The 17,438-nt window shown below is 70.6% G+C and carries 13 protein-coding genes and 4 pseudogenes; 7 read left to right on the plus strand and 10 right to left on the minus strand.

Going from position 1 to position 17,438, the window contains the following annotated elements; all coding sequences use genetic code 11:
• From STRIP9103_RS12275 to STRIP9103_RS12290, 4 genes are all read left to right on the plus strand, one after another.
• The coding region (locus STRIP9103_RS12275; protein WP_009309192.1) for an MFS transporter at window positions 1-2,370 on the plus strand (2,370 nt) is incomplete at its 5' end.
• A 174-nt stretch (window positions 2,371-2,544) separates the two neighbouring features.
• Window positions 2,545-5,067 carry a SpoIIE family protein phosphatase gene (locus STRIP9103_RS12280; RefSeq protein ID WP_009309217.1) on the plus strand — a complete coding sequence of 841 codons (2,523 nt, stop codon included), beginning with the start codon at window positions 2,545-2,547 and terminating at the stop codon, window positions 5,065-5,067.
• Window positions 5,068-5,303: 236 nt separating this feature from the next.
• Window positions 5,304-6,029: a class I SAM-dependent methyltransferase gene (locus tag STRIP9103_RS12285; protein ID WP_009309222.1), complete on the plus strand. Its 726-nt coding sequence runs from the start codon at window positions 5,304-5,306 to the stop codon at window positions 6,027-6,029.
• A 440-nt stretch (window positions 6,030-6,469) separates the two neighbouring features.
• On the plus strand, window positions 6,470-6,946 hold the full coding sequence (locus STRIP9103_RS12290) for an ATP-binding protein (RefSeq protein WP_048820157.1): 477 nt from the start codon (window positions 6,470-6,472) through the stop codon (window positions 6,944-6,946).
• Window positions 6,947-7,416: 470 nt separating this feature from the next.
• On the opposite strand, the pseudogene STRIP9103_RS53435 reads toward STRIP9103_RS12290, so the two are convergent.
• The 5 genes and pseudogenes from STRIP9103_RS53435 to STRIP9103_RS12310 form a co-directional block, all read right to left on the minus strand.
• A pseudogene (locus tag STRIP9103_RS53435) lies at window positions 7,417-7,662 on the minus strand (YbhB/YbcL family Raf kinase inhibitor-like protein); the annotation flags it as partial.
• Between the two features lie 33 nt (window positions 7,663-7,695).
• Window positions 7,696-8,284 (minus strand): annotated as a pseudogene (locus STRIP9103_RS12295) (SDR family NAD(P)-dependent oxidoreductase).
• A complete protein-coding gene (locus STRIP9103_RS12300) occupies window positions 8,281-9,480 on the minus strand; it encodes an NAD(P)/FAD-dependent oxidoreductase (protein WP_009309212.1) in 1,200 nt (399 codons plus the stop codon). Before STRIP9103_RS12300 ends, STRIP9103_RS12295 begins: the two are co-directional and overlap by 4 nt.
• Entirely contained in the window at window positions 9,477-9,674 is a 198-nt protein-coding gene (locus STRIP9103_RS12305) for a ferredoxin (RefSeq protein ID WP_009309190.1), read from the minus strand. Before STRIP9103_RS12305 ends, STRIP9103_RS12300 begins: the two co-directional genes overlap by 4 nt.
• A gap of 44 nt (window positions 9,675-9,718) precedes the next feature.
• Window positions 9,719-10,921, minus strand: coding sequence for a cytochrome P450 (locus STRIP9103_RS12310; RefSeq protein ID WP_009309210.1), 1,203 nt, complete (start codon window positions 10,919-10,921; stop codon window positions 9,719-9,721).
• 196 nt (window positions 10,922-11,117) lie between these two features.
• Here STRIP9103_RS12310 and STRIP9103_RS12315 point away from each other — a divergent pair, with 196 nt between their 5' ends.
• On the plus strand, window positions 11,118-11,702 hold the full coding sequence (locus STRIP9103_RS12315; RefSeq protein ID WP_009309198.1) for a TetR/AcrR family transcriptional regulator: 585 nt from the start codon (window positions 11,118-11,120) through the stop codon (window positions 11,700-11,702).
• A gap of 130 nt (window positions 11,703-11,832) precedes the next feature.
• On the opposite strand, the gene STRIP9103_RS12320 is transcribed toward STRIP9103_RS12315, so the two are convergent.
• Together STRIP9103_RS12320 and STRIP9103_RS12325 are read right to left on the minus strand one after the other, a co-directional pair.
• The gene (locus STRIP9103_RS12320) at window positions 11,833-12,210 is read right to left on the minus strand and encodes a tRNA-binding protein (RefSeq protein WP_009309244.1); all 378 of its coding nucleotides are present in this window, start codon (window positions 12,208-12,210) and stop codon (window positions 11,833-11,835) included.
• 34 nt (window positions 12,211-12,244) lie between these two features.
• Window positions 12,245-13,630, minus strand: coding sequence for an aspartate aminotransferase family protein (locus tag STRIP9103_RS12325; protein WP_009309228.1), 1,386 nt, complete (start codon window positions 13,628-13,630; stop codon window positions 12,245-12,247).
• Between the two features lie 211 nt (window positions 13,631-13,841).
• On the opposite strand from STRIP9103_RS12325, the gene STRIP9103_RS12330 reads away from it, so the two are divergent.
• A complete protein-coding gene (locus STRIP9103_RS12330) occupies window positions 13,842-15,044 on the plus strand; it encodes an IS110 family RNA-guided transposase (protein WP_009309233.1) in 1,203 nt (400 codons plus the stop codon).
• Here the strand turns inward: STRIP9103_RS12330 and STRIP9103_RS12335 are convergent.
• Complete coding sequence (locus tag STRIP9103_RS12335) at window positions 15,028-15,258, minus strand: hypothetical protein (protein ID WP_009309241.1); 231 nt, start codon at window positions 15,256-15,258, stop codon at window positions 15,028-15,030. The genes STRIP9103_RS12330 and STRIP9103_RS12335 overlap by 17 nt on opposite strands.
• A gap of 241 nt (window positions 15,259-15,499) precedes the next feature.
• Here STRIP9103_RS12335 and STRIP9103_RS46295 point away from each other — a divergent pair.
• A pseudogene (locus STRIP9103_RS46295) lies at window positions 15,500-16,270 on the plus strand (transposase domain-containing protein); the annotation flags it as partial.
• A 121-nt stretch (window positions 16,271-16,391) separates the two neighbouring features.
• Here the strand turns inward: STRIP9103_RS46295 and STRIP9103_RS51430 are convergent.
• Window positions 16,392-16,547 (minus strand): annotated as a pseudogene (locus tag STRIP9103_RS51430) (transposase domain-containing protein); the annotation flags it as partial.
• Between the two features lie 345 nt (window positions 16,548-16,892).
• Window positions 16,893-17,429 carry a DUF4240 domain-containing protein gene (locus STRIP9103_RS12340; protein ID WP_009309209.1) on the minus strand — a complete coding sequence of 179 codons (537 nt, stop codon included), beginning with the start codon at window positions 17,427-17,429 and terminating at the stop codon, window positions 16,893-16,895.
• Window positions 17,430-17,438 lie beyond the last annotated feature (9 nt).

Consider the following 17,438-nt stretch of genomic DNA (forward strand, 5'->3'; position numbering starts at 1 on the left):
ATCACACTGGTCAAGGAAGAACCGACCACCACCCCCGCACCCTCACCGGCGACCGACCCTCCCCGACTCGGCCCGCGCCGCGTGCGATTGGTCTTCTCCGCCCTCGTGCTCGCACTGCTCCTCGCCGCACTGGAGCAGATGGTCGTGGCCGTCGCGCTGCCGCGGATCGCCGGTGAACTGCAGGGACTCGACCGGATGTCCTGGGCGGTCACCGCGTATCTGCTCACCGCCACCGTCGCACTGCCGGTGTACGGCCGACTCGGCGAACTGTGCGGCCGCAAGGGCGTGTTCCAGTTCGCGCTCGTGGTCTTCGTGGCCGGCTCCGCGCTGGCCGGCTTCTCCCGGACCATGGACCAGCTCATCGCGTTCCGCGCGCTCCAGGGCGTCGGCGCGGGCGGCCTCATGATCGGTGTACAGGCGATCATCGCCGACATCGTGCCGCCCCGGGTGCGCGGCCGTTTCCTGGGCCTGGTCGGCGCCGCGTTCGGGCTCGCCTCGATCACGGGCCCACTCCTCGGGGGCTACCTCACCGACCACCTCTCCTGGCGGTGGTGCTTCCACCTCAACGTGCCCTTCGGCCTCGTCACCCTGGCCGTCGTCGCCTTCGCCCTGAAGCTGCCGAAGCCCACCGCCAAGGGGCGACTCGACGTCCTCGGCACACTGCTGCTGACCGTCGCGTCCACCTGCCTGGTACTGCTGGCCGGCTGGGGCGGCACCGCGTACGCCTGGGACTCGCGTGTCGTCCTCGGGCTCGCCGCCGGCGCGGTCGTGGCGACCGTCCTCTTCCTCGTCGTCGAACGCTTCGCGACCCAACCCCTCGCCCCCCTGCGGCTGTTCAAGGACCCGGTCTTCGTCGTGACCGGGCTCGTCGGCCTCGCCATCGGCGTCGCGCTGTTCGGTGCCGCCACCTATCTGCCGACCTATCCGCAGATGGTGGACGGGGCCACCGCGACCCAGGCCGGGCTGCTGATGCTGCCGCTGACGGGCGGGATCGTCGGCGCGTCCGTCATCTCCGGCCAACTCGTCAGCCGTACCGGGCACTACAAGACGTACCCGATCCTCGGCAGCGCCCTCTGCGTCGTCGGCCTGTGGCTCCTCGCCCACCTGGACACCGACACACCCCGGCTGCACTTCGGCCTCTGGACGGCCCTCCTCGGCGCGGGCATCGGCATGGTGATGCCGGTCCTGATCCTCGCCGTACAGCACTCGGTACACACCGACGACATCGGCAGCGCCACCAACGCGGGCAACTGTCTGCGGCAGCTCGGCGGCGGTGTCGGGGTGGCCCTCCTCGGCGCGCTGCTGACGCGACGGCTCGCCGAGCGCCTTCCCGCCCCCGCGGACGGCGTCCTTCCCGGCATCGACTCCCTCACACCCGGGCTCGTGCACGCCCTGCCCGCCCCGGTGCGCGACCTCTACGCCGAGGCGTACGCCGACGCGATGCCGCGGCTCTTCCTGTACCTCGTGCCGGTGCTCGTCCTCGGGCTCGTCATCGCCTTCTTCCTCAAGGAGCAACCACTGGTGTCCCACGACGAGGTTCCCGCCGAGCCCCCGCCGCCGGTCCAGATCCCGCAGGCGCGCTCGCCGTACACCTCCGGCACCACCGTCAGCCCCGGCGTCCCCGTCTGCGGCACGGTGCAGCATCCCGACGGCACCGTCGTGCCCCGGGCCGCGCTCACCCTCATCGACGCCACCGGGCGGCAGACCGGGCGCGGCGGCAGCCGCGAGGACGGGCGGTACGCGCTGTCCACGCCCGGTCCCGGGGCGTACGTGCTGATCGCCGCCGCGGGCGGACACCAGCCGCAGGCGGTGACCGTGACCGTCGGCGAGTGTCCCGTCGAGGTCGACATCGTGCTCGGCGGTGCCGGGCGCCTGGTCGGCACCGTGCGTACGCCGGACGGCAGGGCGGTGCCCGACGCGACGGTCACGCTCACCGACGTGCACGGCGAGGTCGTCGTCACCACGCGCAGCGGCGAGGAGGGCGGGTACCTCATCACCGAGCTGGTCGCCGGGGAGTACACCCTCGCCGCCGGCGCCCACTCCTACCGCCCGGCCGCGCTGCCCGTCACCGTCCAGGCCGGTCGCGAGACCCGCCAGGACGTCGAACTCGCCGGGGGCGCCGTCCTGAGGGGCACCGTCCGCGCCGGTGGCGGCCGTCCCGTCGAGGACGCCCGCGTCACCCTGCTCGACGCCGCGGGCAACGTTGTCGACACCCTCACCACCGGCATCGACGGAACGTTCCGGTTCGTCGACATCGCCACCGGCGAGTACACGGTGATCGCCATGGGGTATCCGCCGGTCGCGACGGTGCTCCAGATGGCCGGCGGGGGCAGGACGGAACGGGACCTGCAACTGGGGTACGCGGACTGATGCCACGCGGGGGCGGGGCGTGCGGGTCGGTTGTGCGCCGTCTGTATATCGGGGCGTGCGCCGGAGGCTCCCGGTGGTCAATTCGCGCATTGCCACACATCGCAACGCTACGCGGCCGTACGGTAGTGGGGGCGGCGCAGATCTTGCGAGCCGTGGGGAGAAAGGGCCTTGGCCATGGACCGTGGCACCGACACGGGCGCGAACACCGGCCACGGAGCCGGTGACGGCACGGCGGAGCACGCCGTGGCCGGTCGTATCCCCCTGGCCGTGGTCGTCGTCGACCGCGGTGGCCTGGTGTCGCACTGGAGCACCGGCGCCCGGCGGCTCTTCGGCACCGCCAAGGAGGACGCGGTGGGCCGCCCCGCCCTGGATCTGCTGCCGGTGTCCGGAGCGCTCCCGGAGGAGGACGACACCCCGCCGCCGTACGGGGCGTACCACGCGTACGACGGACTCGGCCACGACCTGGAGTCCTCCCTCGACGGACAGCTCTCCTACCCGGCCGCCGGGCGCGCCAGGCTGACCGTGCCCGAGCGAAGCGAGATGGGGGTCCCCCCGCCCGTAGGGCGGGGGAGCGACCGCATCGACATCCTGTGGTGGGCCTATCCACTCGTCGGCCCCGGCCGCGAGCGTCTGCTCGTGCTGGCCGCCGACGCCGAGGCGCTGCGCCGGCCGGACAGCGAGACGGTCGTCGCCGTGGAGCGCATCGCACCCGGCTTCGCCCTGCACACCGACTTCCCCGGCGCCGAGGAACTAGCCCGCAGGCTCCCCGAGATCCTGCCCAGCATGAGCGTCGGCGAGAGTGCCCGCATCGTCGCTCAGGTCCTCGAACTGGGCTATCCGGTGTTGGAGTTCAGCCAGAACGACCGGGTGCCCGTCACCCCAGACTGGGGCGTACCCCGGCGCGCGGAACGGCGTGCCCGCCGCGAACGCGCCGCGCGCGCCGTCGCCGAAGGGCTGCCGGTCCCGGAGGACCTGGAGGAGGAGAGCGAGGACCTCGAACACGCGGCCGTACGCGAACGCCTGGAGTTCCTCAACGAGGTCAGCGGACGCATCGGCACCTCCCTCGACCTGTCCCAGACCATCATCGAGGTCAGCAAGGCGGTCGTACCCCGCTTCACGGATGTCGCCGGCACGTATCTGCGTGAACAGGTCGTCGCCGGTGAGGGCTTTCCCGACGGTGTGCCCGACACCACCACCATGTGGCACCGGGTGGCCGTCGAGCACACGGACGAACCCGGCCGCTGGGACGACGTCGTGCCGGTCGGCGAGGCCATGCCGTTCCCCGCGCACACCCCGTTCTTCCAGTGCATGACCACCGGCGAACCCGTACTCGTGCCGCGCATCAGCGAGCAGATGGGGCACGCGATCGCCGCGCAGTTCGAAAAGCGCGACATCCGGCCGCTGATCACGGGCCGCTCCATGCTGGTCGTGCCGCTCAAGGCCCGCAACGTGGTGCTCGGCTTCATGATCCTGCTGCGCCATCCGGAGCGCGAGGTCTTCAACGACATGGACCGCGTCACCGGCGCCGAACTCGCCGCCCGCGCGGGCCTCGTCCTCGACAACGCGCGCATGTACACCTACCAGGAGAACGTCGCCGAGACGCTCCAGGACAGCATGTTGCCGAACATCGCGGCCCATATGGCGGGCTGCGACATCGCCACCCGCTATCTGCCGGGCACGCTCCTCGGACGCGTCGGCGGCGACTGGTTCGACTCGGTCAAACTGCCCGGCGCCCGCACCGCCCTCGTCGTCGGCGACGTCATGGGCCACGGCCTCAACTCCGCCGCGATGATGGGCCAGTTGCGCACGGCCGTGCAGACCATGGCCGCGCTCGACCTGCCACCCGCGCAACTCCTGCGCAACCTCGACGACCTCGCCCAACGCCTCGGCGAGCACTACCTCGCGACCTGTCTGTACGCCGTCTACGACCCGATCGTGAGCGAGCTGCACATCGCCAACGCGGGCCATATCCCACCCGTGCTGGTCCGTGCCGAGGACGGCCGCAGCGAACTGCTCGACCTGCCCACGGGCGCCCCCATCGGCGTCGGCGGGGTGCCCTTCGAGGCCGTACGCGTGCGTGTGGAGCCCGGCGACCGGCTCGTCATGTGCACCGACGGCCTCGTCGAGGTGCGCGGCGCGGACATCGGCGTGGGCCTCGCGACGCTCTGCGAGTCCGCGGCCCACCCGGCCGCCTCCATGGACGACGCCTGCGACACCGTCATCCGCGCTCTCGCCGCGACCTTCGCCAAGGCGGGCCGGGGCGGACGCAAGGACGACGTGGCCCTGCTGATGGCCCGCCTCAACGGCATCGAACCGGAGGACGTCGCCGAATGGCGGCTCGCCCTCGATCCGATCGAGGTCGGCCGCGCCCGCGCCGTCGTCCGCGAACAGCTGTACGTCTGGGGCCTGGACGCCCTCACCGACACCACCGAACTGCTCGTCGGCGAACTGGTCACCAACGCCGTACGCCACGCACGCGGCCGTCACATCGAGCTCCGGCTCGTACGCGGCGACACCCTGCTCTGCGAGGTCTACGACGAGGACCACACCCTCCCCACCCTCCTCAGCACCGGCCCCACCGACGAGTACGGGCGAGGGCTCCGTGTCCTCAGCACCCTCGCCCGTGAGTGGGGGACCAGCCGCACGGGCGCGGGCAAGACGGTGTGGTTCGAACTGACGCTGCCGCGACGGCGATGACGATCACGTGGTAGGGCGTGAGGTGTGCCGGCGGGCGTGACGAGTACCGGTCGGGCGTGACGAGTACCGGTTGCGTGCGAGGCGTGCCGTGGGGCGCGAAGGGTGTGCGGCGGCGCGCGTGTTCGGGACGAGGGGTGAAGGTACGCGCGCGGTGCTTGAACCCGTATCCGGCGCGCGGTAGACCGATCTGGGCCGTCACGACCGGCGGACCGGCGTCTCTACCTGGGGAGTTGGGCATGAGCGTGACCAGTCGGTACAGGGAGGCCTGGGAGGGCTTCTGGCGCGAGGCCTCCGGGGAACCGGGCGCCGTCTTCTGGGACGCCGACCCCGCACAGACCGCGGCCGTCCATCTCGCCCGTTTCGAACCGTACATGACGGCCGCCGACCTGCCCCTGGTGGACCTGGGCTGCGGCAACGGCACCCAGACCCGCTTCCTCGCCGCCCGCTTCGCCCAGGTGATCGGCGCGGACCTGTCGGCCGCCGCCCTGGACCACGCCCGACGCGCGGACCCCGACGGCCACGCCGCCTACCGCCTCCTCGACGCGGCCGAGAAGACAGAGGCCGAGGCCCTGCGCGAGGACCTCGGCGACGCCAACGTGTACATGCGGGGCGTGCTCCACCAGTGCGAGCCCGACGACCGCGGGCGCGTCGTCGAGAACATCGCCACGCTGCTGGGAGAACGCGGCCGAGCCTGTCTCGTCGAACTCTCCGAGTCCGCGAAGTCCGTCCTCATGGCCCTGGCCCAGAGCCCATCGGGCCCCCCGGCCAAACTCGCCCCGATCTTCCGCCACGGCATCGCCCCCGGCGAGGTCACCGACGCCGCGATCCCGGAGTATCTGCGCGCGGCCGGGCTGACCGTCATCGCCGGCGGCGAACTCCCGCTGCTCACCACCGAGCACACGGCCGAGGGCGTCCGGATCGAGCTGCCGTCCAGGTGGTATGTGGCGGGGCGCACGGTGTAGCCGTCGGCCGTACCGGTGGACGGGCGCACGGTGTAGCCGTCAGCCGTACCGGTGGACGTCGGTGGGCCGGGACGGTGAGGTTGTCCCCAGGCCTGACGGGGATCGGCGCGGGTGCGTACGACGGGCTCGGAGGGGCACGACACAGACACGGAGGGCAACCAGATCTTGTGAAGTGAGGCACGCACGGCACTCCGCCGACTGCCTGGCGCTCTCGCGCCGCCGCCCTCCTCCGTTTCCAGCGACGGCAGGCCGGTTCCGAGACATCCCGCGCTGACCACATCGCTCCGCACGGAGCCCGGTCGACCCATGGGCCGTACGGCGAAAAGGGGGATTGGCGGGCGGTTGGGACTGCTGCCCGGAGACCGAGAGAAAGCCTGCGCCATCGTGAAGCCGTCCGGGCGTGACGCGAGCGCGACACCGGAGCCGACCATCACCCGACGGTGACCGAGGGACCGGATCGGGTCGGCGCCGGGCTGCTGGAGCGCGAGGAGGAGCTGCGGCGTCTCGAAGGGGCGATCGCCGGAGCGAAGGCGGGCACGGGCACGGTTGTAGCGGTGGAGGGCTCGGCAGGGATCGGCAGGACCCGGCTGCTGCGTGCGGCGATGGAGCGTGCGGCGATGAGCGGCATGGCCGTGGTCAGCGCTCGCGGCGGGCAGATGGAGACCGAGTTCGCGTTCGGTATCGCCAGGCAGTTGTTCGGGCCGGTGCTGACCGCTGCGGAGACCGGCGAGCGTGAGGTGCTGCTGGAGGGAGCCACCGCTCCTGCGATGTTGCTGCCGTCGGCGGCACCTCACATCGGGGCGACAGGCTGTTTGTCCTCCTGGACGGGACGCTGTTGCCGATCGACCGGTCACCGCCGACACCCCGTACTACTCAGAGAAGAGGTCCTGCTCGTCGAGGCGGACCCCCACATGTGAAACAGACGCGGGCCAGTAGCCGTGATCGGTGGGTGGTATGGGAGGTACTCGGCGATGTTCGGCGGCCGGGCGACGATCCGCGCGTGCGTCTCCTCGGACAGCGGGAGCATGTCCTCCTCCGGCCAGGCCCTCCATGTGACCAGCCTGAGTCCCGCCCGCCTCTTCACACGTCGCGGTCCCTTGCCGGTGGCTCCGCGCCGAGGCGGAAGAGCACGGCGGTGTCGGGCCGGGGCAGGGAGACGATGAGCTGTCCCTCGGCGGCGGACCGGTCAGCGGTGGCGTCGGAGGTGACGGGGGAGACCAGCGCGGGACGAAGGCGGGCGCCGCGCAGGTGGGGGATCGTGACGGTGCGGGTGCTGTCGCCGACTCCGTGCCGGCGCCGCGGGACTCCCCCCTTGCTCGTCGGCAGCCGACTGCCGTCGCCACAGTGTCAGACCCTTGACATGTAAGGTGTAATATAGTATAATATATTATACTTGTTCGGTCCTGCCCCGGAGTGATTCGATCGGCTCCGGTCCCAGGTGGCCGCGGCCGATCCCGGAGCGCGGCAACCGAACGCCCGGCACGCGGCTGTCCGTGTTCAGGGCTCCCCTCGGAAGTGGGTCGAGCTCCGGGCTGATCAGCGCGACACCGTGCACGAACGGCCGCCGGGTGGGAGCGTCGGTGTCCTCGATGGCCAGGAGCAGCTGAGCGGTCTCCGCCGGGCATCCGGTCCAGGTGGGGGCCGGCCACCGCTGGTGCGGTCGGCGTCAGACGGCCGACCAGCCGTTGTCGATGGGGAGGACGACACCGTTGATGCTGCTCGCGGCGTCCGAGGCCAGGAATACGATGGCGTCGGCGATTTCGTCCGCCGACGCCGTGCGGCCGGTGTTCGCCTCGTACCGGCGGAGGATCGTCGCCCCGTCCGTGTCGACGGTGATGGAGTCCATGACGTTGGTCAGGGTGCCGCCGGGGGCGACGGCGTTGACGCGGACGCCCCGGTCCCGGTACATGACCGCGGTCGATTTCGTCAGTCCGGCCAGTCCGTGTTTGGAGACGGTGTAGGCGGTGCCGGCGGCGCTGCCGCGCAGGGCGGCCTCGGAGGTCGTGTTGACGATGGCGCCCTTGCCGTCGGCCGGCAGGTGGGGGAGGACGGCGCGGGTCAGGAGGAACGGGCGGTGAGGTTGATGCGGATGAGCCGTTCCCATTCCGCGTCGCTCACGTCGGCGGTGGCGTTGACGTCGGTGACGAGGACCTTCGCACCGAGGTGCGCGAACCGCAGCGCGGTGGCGCGGCCGATGCCGGATTCGGCTCCGGTGACGATGAGCCGCGTCCTTCGCGGCCGGTGGTGCTGTTCATACGGTGGCACCTTCAGGTAGGGCTATGGCCTGGCGCCAGGGGGTGCGGGTGGCGATGGCCCGTTGCCAGGGACGGATGGCCTTGGGTGGCATGCCGACGGTCAGGACGCCGGTGAGGTGGTCGCCGGTGCGGTAGACGGCGGTGAACTTCCGTTCCGCCAGGCTTCCTTCGGCGATCTGCACCTCGTCGTGGCCGCGGAGGTGGCCGTATGCGCGGATCTTCATGTCGTACTGGTCGGACCAGAAGTAGGGGACGGGCGCGAACGGCCGCCGCGCGCCGAGGAGGTTGCGGGCGGCGGCCATGCCCTGCTCGGTGGCGTTGGTGCGGTGCTCGATGCGCATCGAGGTGTCGAAGAGCGGGTTGTGCCAGCGCGCCACGTCGCCTGCGCCGTACACCCCGGGCGCGGCGGCGCAGAACTCGTCGCAGACCAGCCCGTCGTCGACGGACAGCCCGCTGCCGGCCAGCCACTCGGTGTTGGGCCGCGAGCCGATGGCCACCAGCACCGTCTCGGCCTCGGCCACGGTGCCGTCGGCCAGCCGTACGCCGCCCGGGACGACCTCGGACACACCAGTGCCGGTGCGCAGGTCCACGCCGTGGTCGAGGTGGGTCTGGGCGAGGACGCGGCCGACGTCCTCGCCGACCGCGTGGGCCAGCGGGACCGGGGCGGGTTCGAGGAGGGTCACGTGGGTGCCCAGGCCGGCCGCGACCGCGGCGGCCTCTGCGCCGAGGAACCCGGCGCCGACGACGGCCAGGGTGCGGCCGGGGCCGAGGCGGTCCTTGAGGGCGAGGGCGTCGTCGAGGGTGCGCAGGGTGTGGGCCGGGGTGCCGGGCAGGTGGCGGGGCCGTACGCCGGTGGCCACGATCAGGCCGTCGTACGGCACCTCCGTGTCGTCGGACAGCAGCACCGTCCGGGCCGCGATGTCCGCTCCGATGGCCTTGTGGCCGTATCGGGTGTCGAGGTCGAGGGCGTCGAGGTCGGACGGGGTGCGCAGGGGGAGCCGTTCGGGGGACCAGGCGCCGGAGAGGATCTCCTTGGACAGGGGCGGCCGGTCGTAGGGGGCGGTGGGTTCGTCGCCGATGAGGGTGAGGGGGCCGGTGTGGCCGCTGCGACGGAGGGTTTCGGCGGCGGCCAGGCCGGCCGCGGAGGCTCCGACGATGACGACGCGGCCCGTCGCGCCGGTCGTGGTCGCGTTCACGACTCCACCAGCCGGATCGCCGCCGCGGGGCACACCGTGGCGGACTCGCGGACGGCGTCGTGGAGTTCGTTCGATGGGGCCTCGTCGAGGAGGACGACCGTGCCGTCCTCCTCTCGCTGGTCGAAGACGTCCGGGGCGAGCATCACGCACTGGCCCGAGGCGACACACTTGGGGACGTCGACTTCTACACGCATGGCGGTTCTTCCCTGCTCTTCGTGGGGGGATCGGTGGGGTCTGGTCACCAGGTGACGGGCAGTTCGCGGACGCCGTAGACGGCGGTGTCCTGCTTGAAGGCGATCTTCTCCGGCGGTACGGCGATCTTCAACCCGGGAAGCTTGCGGAAGAGTTCGGGCAGGACGATCTGGAGTTCGGCGCGGGCCAGGGGCTGGCCGAGGCACTGGTGGATGCCGTAGCCGAAGGCGAGGTGCCGGCGGGCGTTGGCGCGGGCCAGGTCGAGGTCGTCGGGGGCGGTGAAGAAGTCCGGGTCACGGTTGGCGACGTTGATGGAGATGATCACGCCCTCACCCGCGCGGATGGTGACGCCGCCGACGGTGACGTCCTCAAGGGCGGTGCGACGCAGCCCGAAGTGCACGATGGTGAGGTAGCGCAGGAGTTCCTCCACCGCGACCGCCACCTGGTCCGGTCCGCCCAACAGGTACGGGATCTGGTCGGGGTTCTCCAGCAGGGTGATGGTGCTCAGGGCGATCATGTTCGCGGTCGTCTCGTGCCCGGCGAACAGCAGGAAGGCGCTCAGGTCGGCGGCGTCCTGGTCGGTGATGACGCCCTCGTCCGCCTGAGCGGTGAGCCGGGTGATCACGTCGTCGCCGGGCGTGGCGCGCTTGGCCCGCACGAGTCCCAGCAGATACTCGCCGAGTTCGGCGAAGGCCCGGGTGGACTCCTGCGCGGTGGTAGTCCTGTCGACGAGGACCTTCGACTGTTCCTGGAAGAACGCGTGGTCCTCGTAGGGCACGCCCAGCAGTTCGCAGATCACCAGGGACGGCAGCGGCAGCGAGAAGTGCTCCACGAGGTCGACGGGGCCCCGCGACTCGGTGAGGTCACTGAGGAGTTCGCCGGTCAGGCGGGCGATGCCCGGGCGCAGCGCGTCGATCCGTTTGACCATGAACTCCCGGGTCAGGGTGCGCCGCATCGTCGCGTGGATGGGGTCGTCGTACTGCTGGAAGAAGCCGCGCGGGCCCTGCGACTGGCCTTCCCTGTCGTTGGGGGCGCCGGGGTGGGTCGGATCGGTGCTGAAAGCCGGGCTGCCCAGCACGGTCCGGGCGTCCTCCCAGCGGGTCACCAGCCATGGGCTGACCCGCCCTCCCAGAGAGACCCGGGTTACGGGCTGCTCCTCCCGCAGCCGGGCGTACACGGGCGGTGGGTCCAGGGGCGCGTCCTTCGGGCGGGCGAGTACGAACGCGGGGCTGGACGAAGTGGGGGGCATGACTGCTCCTTTCCGCCTTCTGCTAACGGCGTTAGGTGATCTCGCGTCGTTAGATTAACGGCGTTAGGCGAAGAGTGGAGCACGAAATTCCGGCCAGTCGGGCGGGTAATGTGCGGGCGGTGAGGAGGCGACATGGAAGCGCACGCCAAGCGGGTGCCCAACGCTCGGGGTGAAGGGGATCGCTACGCAAGAGATTTTGGACGCGGCCACCCACATCCTGGAGGAGACGGGCCGCGAGAGCGCGCTCTCCCTGCGCGGAGTCGCCCGCGAGGTCGGCATCGCCGCCCCCAGCATCTACCTGCACTTCAAGGACAAGACCGAACTGGTCTCGACGGTGCTCGATGCCGTCTACCGCACACTGGCCGTGGCGATGGGCGAGGCCGGCGAGAAGGCCGTCGCGGCCGGCGCGGACCCGTACGGGCGGATCCGCGCCACTGTCGCCGCCTACCGCCGGTTCGCCCTCGACAAGCCCCGCCGTTACCGGCTGATGTTCAGCCTCGAATACGAGCCCCGGCGCAGGCCCGATCCCGACGAACCCCTCAGCACCGTGCTCGGGGCGTGGACCGAGGCCGTGGAGGTGTACCTGGCGGCGGTGCGTCCCGAACTCCGTGCGGACGCACAGGTTCTGGGCATCCATCTGTGGACCGCTCTGCACGGCCAGTTGGTGCTGTGGCGCACTCTTCCCGCCGCGCACACCCACAGCGAGGACATTCTGGTCGAGCTGGAGGAGTCCCTGCTGAGGCGGCTGCTCCCCGGCCCGGAAGGGCACGGAACGCGGTAGTAACCGGTGTCGCGGGTGGGCCCCGCTCCGGAAGGCGGTCCTGCTGTCCGATCCTTGATGCCGTGGTCACTGCCCGCGGACAGCGGCTGGTCATGGGGCTGTGCGCCGTCGCGGCTTTCAGCCGGGGGAGTCAGCAGATGATGTCGCCCGGGCTGACGCCGGTTCCGGGGTCGAGCAGGTGGATGGTGCCGTCGCCGTCCTGCGCGCCCAGCACAAGGAACTCGCTCTTGAAACCGGCGATGCGCTTGGACCCGAGGTTGACCGTGCCGACGACGAGGCGGTCCTGGAGCTCTTCCCGGCTGTAGTCGGTGACCTGGGCGCTCGTGCGCAGGGTGCCGATCTCGCCGCCGAAGTCGACGGTGAGTTTCCACGCCGGCCGGCGGGCCTCGGGGAACGCCTCGACGTCGGTGACGCGGCCCACGCGGATGTCGACCGCGAAGAACCGGTCCGGGGAGGTGTGGGGCTTGGCGGCGGGCTGAGTGGTCGGTGCGGGGGAGGTGTTCGACATGTGCTGGTCCTTGGTGTGTGAGAGGGGGAGCTGGTCAGCGGCCGTCGAGGAAGTGGCGGTCCGCGTCGGTGAGGGCCTGGCCCAGCAGGTCGACGATGTGGTCGAGTTCCTCCTGGGTGGCGATCAGGGGCGGAGCGATCTGCACGACCGGGTCGCCTCGGTCGTCCGCGCGGGCCAGGAGTCCGAGGTCGCGCATGCGCGCGGGGAGGAACTTCTTGACGAGTTCGTTCTTGCGGTCGGTGTCGAAGCGTCGGCCGTCCGGGCCGTCGACGAGTTCGAGGGCCCGGAAGAAGCCGTCGCCGCGTAGGTCTCCGACGATGCTCAGTTCGGTCAGTTCTGTGAGCCGCTTCTGCAGGTGTCCGGTCAGGGACCGGACGTTGTCCAGGACACCGTCGCGTTCGAAGATGTCGAGGTTGGTCAGGGCGGTGGCGGCGGCGACCGGGTGTCCGGCGAAGGTCAGCCCGTGCAGAAGGGTCACGCCGTCCTCGTAGAAGGGCTCGGCCACCTTGTCGGACACCAGGACCGCGCCGAGCGTGGCGTAGGACGAGGTGAGCCCCTTGGCCGTGGTGATCATGTCGGGGACGGCGCCGTACTTGGACACCGCGAAGTACTCGCCGATCCGGCCGAAGCCGGTGATGACCTCGGCGGCGACCAGGAGGAAGCCGTACCGGTCCGCCATCGCCCGCAGGCCCGCCCAGTAACCCGCCGGGGGAGTGAAGCAGCCGCCGGCGTTCTGTACGGGCTCGGCGATCAGCATGGCCACCCGCTCCGGGCCGGCCTCCAGCACCGCCGCCTCGGTCTCGGCCAGCAGCCGCCGGGTGAAGGCGTCCTCATCGGCGTCGGTGGTGCGGTAGCGGTTGGTGTTGGGTACGTGGGTCACCTCGAAGGCCGGGGCGCCGAAGGGCTCCTTGAGCGCCGGGATACCCGTCAGCGCGAGGGCGCCCATGGTCTGGCCGTGGTACGCGGTGCGGCGGGCGATGGCCTTGGTGCGTTGCGGCCGGCCCTGCGCCACGTGGTACATGCGGGCGAGCTTCCACGCGGACTCCACCGACTCCGAACCGCCGGACGTGAAGAAGACGCGGTTGATGCCGTCGGGGGCCAGGGCGGCGAGTCGTTCGGCCAGCTCGATGGCGGCGGGGTGCGCGGTGTTCCACAGGGTGCTGAACGGCAGGCGGTTCAGTTGCCGTTCGGCCGTTTTGGCGAACTCCGGTCCGTAGGAGTAGCCGAGTTGTGCGCAGAACAGGGCCGAGAGGCCGTCGATGTAGCGCTTGCCGACCGCGTCGTGGACGTAGACGCCTTCAGCCCGGTCGGGCAGGAACACTCCTTGGCCGTTGCGCAGGTTCGCGTGCCGGCCGAAGTGCAGGAGGAGGTGGTCGCGGGCGGCTGACTGGAGCCGGGCAGCCGGGGGCTGGTCGGTCATGAGGGGTCCTTAAGAATGTTGGGCGGTCCGGGAGGACCGGGTGTGGCTGATGAGGTGGTTGCCGTGGATGGCTCCCGGAGAATGGCCGCCCGGTCCTCCGGGACGCTCCGACTGCTGATTGAGAGCTGCGGGCATCGCTGGTTAAGGACCTGTCGGCGGAGTGTTCCTCGGGCCACGGAAGTGCGGGTCATGGCGGAACGGAGCGACGGGCTTGAGTACGGCTCACGGGCGGATATGGGTCGGCATCGACGCCGGCAAGGGGCACCACTGGGCGGTGGCGGTCAACACCGACGGCGAGACGGTGTTCTCGACGAAGGTGGTCAACGACGAGTCGCAGATCCTGACGCTCATAGCGGCAGCCCGGGAGAAGGCCGGCGAGGTGCGGTGGGCGGTGGACATCTCCGGCCGGGCCTCCGCCCTGTTGCTGGCCCTGCTCGTCGCGCACGGTCAGCAGGTCGTCTACGTGCCCGGCCGCACCGTCAACCGGATGACCGGCGCCTACCGGGGCGAGGGCAAGACCGATGCCAAGGACGCGCTCGTCATCGCCGATCAGGCCCGCGTGCGACGGGACTTTGCTCCGATCGAGACCCCGCCGGAGCTGGTCTCCACGCTCCAGCTGCTGACCGGCTACCGGCGCGACCTGATCGCCGACCGGGTCCGGCTCATCAACCGGCTGCGTGACCTGCTGGTGGGCATCTGCCCGGCTCTGGAGCGGGCTTTCGACTACTCCGCCGTCAAAGGCCCAGTGGTCATGCTGACCGAGTACCAGACGCCGGCCGCCCTGCGGCGGATTGGCGTCAAGCGACTGACGACCTGGCTGGAGCGCCGAAAGGTCCGCGGAGCTGACACGATCGCGGCCAAGGCAGTCGAGGCCGCCCAGTCCCAGATGACCGCACTGCCCGGCGAGAGCCGGGCCGCGAAGCTGGTGCGCGACCTGGCCCACCAGCTCCTGGCACTGGACGAGCGGATCAAGGACAACGACCGGGAGATCCACGAGACCTTCCGCACCGACGACCGCGCCGAGATCATCGAGTCGATGCCCGGCATGGGTCCCATCCTGGGCGCCGAGTTCGTCGCCATCGTCGGTGACCTGTCCGGCTACCGCGACGCCGACCGGCTGGCCTCCCACGCCGGCCTGGCCCCAGTGCCCCGCGACTCCGGCCGCCGCACCGGCAACTACCACCGGCCCAAGCACTACAGCCGGCGCCTGCGCTGGCTGTTCTATATGTCCGCGCAGTCCGCGATGATGCGGCCCGGCCCCTCGCGGGACTACTACCTCAAGAAACGCGCGGAGGGGATGGTCCACACCCAGGCGTTCCTCTCGCTCGCCCGACGGCGCGTGAACGTGCTGTGGGCGATGCCGCGTGACAAGAGGCTGTTCACCCCCGTCCCGCCGGTCACGCAGGCGGCTTGACACGATCATTGAGATTCTCCCCCTCCGCGGTCGGCCCGAACACCGCGTCAAGGACCGTGCGGGTGCCGCAGGACACCAGCACCAGCAGCCGCAGTGCGGGATACCCCGAACCGCCGTTGTTGCAGCGGTGCTTGGTGTATTCGGCCAGGTTCGCCGGACTGTCGGGCACCGTCATCGTCGTGCCGTCGATCGCGCAGACCAGCAGCCCCGCCACCAGGCGGATTCAAGGGGTCGTTGCAACATCGCTGATCATGCGGCTGTGGCGAGGAGTTTAGCGAGGCGCTGGGCTGGGGTTTCCCAGTCCAGCGTTTTGCGTGGGCGGCCAATGCCGCGAAGTTAGGCGTTATCAGTGCACGTCAAGAGTGTGGCCGGGATCGTTGATTCCTCCTTCGCAGACGGTTCCCTCGGGTTAGTCAGGGACGGTTCGTGATGGCCTGCCCGAGTCCGAGGTCGTGTTGCGCAGTCGCTCTGTCTCCAGCGTTGTTGTACCCGCTGTCCCTGCCGCTGGCGAGGTGTTCGCCCCGGGACATCTGGGCGAGTTGACACGGTACGTTCCCGTCGAGTTGGTGGATGCGGTGCTGGAGGAGACAGGGACGGTCCAGCAGCGATTACGGTGCCTTCCATCGCGGGTGGGGATTTACTTCGTGCTCGCGCTGGGGCTGTTCCCGCACCTGGGCTATGCCAGGGTCTGGGACAAGCTGGTCGCGGGTCTGGCCGGGCTCCGCGTTCCGGTCCCGTCGGAGAAGGCGCTGCGTGACCTGCGTCGCCGCCTGGGGCCCGCGCCGTTGAAGGCGTTGTTCGAGGTGGTCGCCGGGCCGCTGGCCCAGCCACGGACCCCAGGGGTGTGCTACCGGCGCTGGCGCACCGTCGCGTTCGACGGCTGCAACTCGCTCAAAGTGCCTGACGCAGACCGCAACCGGGGCTGGCTGGGCCGGGCCAAGCTCCATCTGGGCTGGGCCAGCTACCCCACGCTGCGGTTGATGACCTTGGTGGAGACCGGAAGCCGGGGTGTGCTCGGCGCCTGCTTCGGGCCCAAGCGGCACGGGGAGAACCACTACGCCCGCCGCCTGCTGCACCTGCTGGGCCCCGACCAGCTGGTGCTGGCCGACCGCGGCTTCGACGACGGCAGGTTCCTGGCCCAGATCGCCGGGACAGGCGCGCAGTTCTTGGTGCGCCTGACCTCGCTGTGGCGCCTGCCGACTGGAGACCGCCTGCCGGACGGCTCCGGGGGTGCCGATTCCAGCGGCAGGGCCGCGCAGCAGGCCGAACAGCCAGCGCAGGGGCACAGGCCCCCACCCGTCTGCGGGCCTGTGCCAAGGCACCGCCGGTCGGATCCGCGACCGGCAGGCCGTCCAGGCCGGCGGTCAGCCGCTGCCACACCTGCCGCCAGCCCTGCCCGGGGAACAGACACCCGGCCAGCAGCAGATACACCACAACCCGGGACGGCAGGTCCCGCACCCGGGCCTGCACCCTGCCGGTCTGTGCCAGCGCCTCGTCGACCATCTCGAACGGGACAACACGCGTCAACTCGCCGAGATGGCCGGGCGCGAACGCCCCTGCAGCAACAGCAACCTCACGAGAGATGACAGACTGAGCACCCACGGAGCTCCTAGCCGAACAGTGATCTTGGTCGACACGGTTCTAGCAGGAGTTCCGTCCCCTTTCACGCGACTTGACGCAGCCGCCCAAGGCCCTATCTACACGGCGTTGGAGCTAGACCAGCGCAAACTCCTGGCCCACCGGATCGAGGAACTCCTGGAGGCCCACCCTCTTTCCAAGACACCTCATGGTGTTAACTCGTCAAGGTGTCGGCTCTGGTGTTCGAACAGCGATCGCTCGTGGGGCGTCTCACTCCAGGTAGAGAGCAGCCAGACGCGGCAGGCGGCGAGCCATCTCGTCCGAGTCGTCGAGGTCGAAGGCCCAGGCAGGGTCCAGCTCCGGATAGCGGATGGTGGGTGCGCCCGCGGGAAGCTGATCGCCGGTCGCCGTGATGTGCGCGTTCCAGGCGATGCCCAGCATGTCCTCACCCTCCAGGTCGACGCCGTCGGCCGCGGCAGCTTGAACGATGGACAGTTCCGCGAGGGCATCAGGATCAGCGACTGCGCGCTCGAAGACCTCACGCCCCTGAGCGATCAGCCGGCCGCGGGAGTAGTCGAAGCCGTCATCAGAGCATCCACCGTTGGCGATGTAGGCAGCGGCCCACAGAGGGTTGGTGTAGGACTCAACCATCAGGTCCCACAGCACCTGCTCAGCGGCGACGATCTCCTCGACCGGCCGGTCGGCCAGCAGCGAGGTCGCCTCGCGAGCGACCGCTTCGCCGTCGTGCGGGGCGATCACCCGGTCACGGGCCGCCGCGATGAGCTCCCAGAACTGCTCCTTGTTCATGGTGGCAGA

The sequence above is a fragment of the Streptomyces ipomoeae 91-03 genome, from assembly GCF_000317595.1.
GTDB classification, from domain to species: domain Bacteria; phylum Actinomycetota; class Actinomycetes; order Streptomycetales; family Streptomycetaceae; genus Streptomyces; species Streptomyces ipomoeae.

Coding starts and splice junctions, on each gene's coding strand:
- STRIP9103_RS12280 (WP_009309217.1), top strand. CDS start 2,545: ATGGACCGTGGCACCGACACGGGCGCGAACACCGGCCACGGAGCCGGT.
- STRIP9103_RS12285 (WP_009309222.1), top strand. CDS start 5,304: ATGAGCGTGACCAGTCGGTACAGGGAGGCCTGGGAGGGCTTCTGGCGC.
- STRIP9103_RS12305 (WP_009309190.1), bottom strand. CDS start 9,674: ATGCGTGTAGAAGTCGACGTCCCCAAGTGTGTCGCCTCGGGCCAGTGC.
- STRIP9103_RS12310 (WP_009309210.1), bottom strand. CDS start 10,921: ATGCCCCCCACTTCGTCCAGCCCCGCGTTCGTACTCGCCCGCCCGAAG.
- STRIP9103_RS12320 (WP_009309244.1), bottom strand. CDS start 12,210: ATGTCGAACACCTCCCCCGCACCGACCACTCAGCCCGCCGCCAAGCCC.
- STRIP9103_RS12325 (WP_009309228.1), bottom strand. CDS start 13,630: ATGACCGACCAGCCCCCGGCTGCCCGGCTCCAGTCAGCCGCCCGCGAC.
- STRIP9103_RS12340 (WP_009309209.1), bottom strand. CDS start 17,429: ATGAACAAGGAGCAGTTCTGGGAGCTCATCGCGGCGGCCCGTGACCGG.